Source organism: Gilliamella sp. B14384G12 (assembly GCF_016101825.1).
Classification (GTDB): Bacteria; Pseudomonadota; Gammaproteobacteria; order Enterobacterales; family Orbaceae; genus Gilliamella; species Gilliamella apicola_N.
This window is the reverse complement of record NZ_JACFPU010000072.1, coordinates 1-288: the sequence shown is the minus strand read 5'-3', so window position 1 is coordinate 288 and position 288 is coordinate 1. Positions and strand designations below refer to the sequence as shown.

Sequence of the window (288 nt, the reverse complement as noted above, 5' to 3'; positions counted from 1 at the left end):
GGTGTTCTTTAACTTCAAAAGCTCTTGATTTAAAGGTCACCTTTATACTATATATGAACACATGACCATTTTGGGTTTTTTCAGTTGTTTCATTGTATTCAAATTCCCTTGATAGCCCCCATTTTTTATCAGGTGTTAAAAAACCTTTTAGAGGTATAATTGCTGTCATAGGTTCTGGTAACACTTCATATTCATCGTTACCTATGGATAGGCTACACTAATTAGTACCAATTTTATAAGGTCATTGTTATGATAAACCAACAATAAAAAAAGGTAACAATAATGACA

The 288-nt window shown here is 31.2% G+C and carries 1 protein-coding gene; it reads right to left on the bottom strand.

The window, feature by feature from the left end; all coding sequences use genetic code 11:
* Positions 1-184: hypothetical protein (locus H3S73_RS13705; RefSeq protein ID WP_198237002.1), on the bottom strand; the 184-nt coding region annotated here is incomplete at its 3' end.
* Positions 185-288 lie beyond the last annotated feature (104 nt).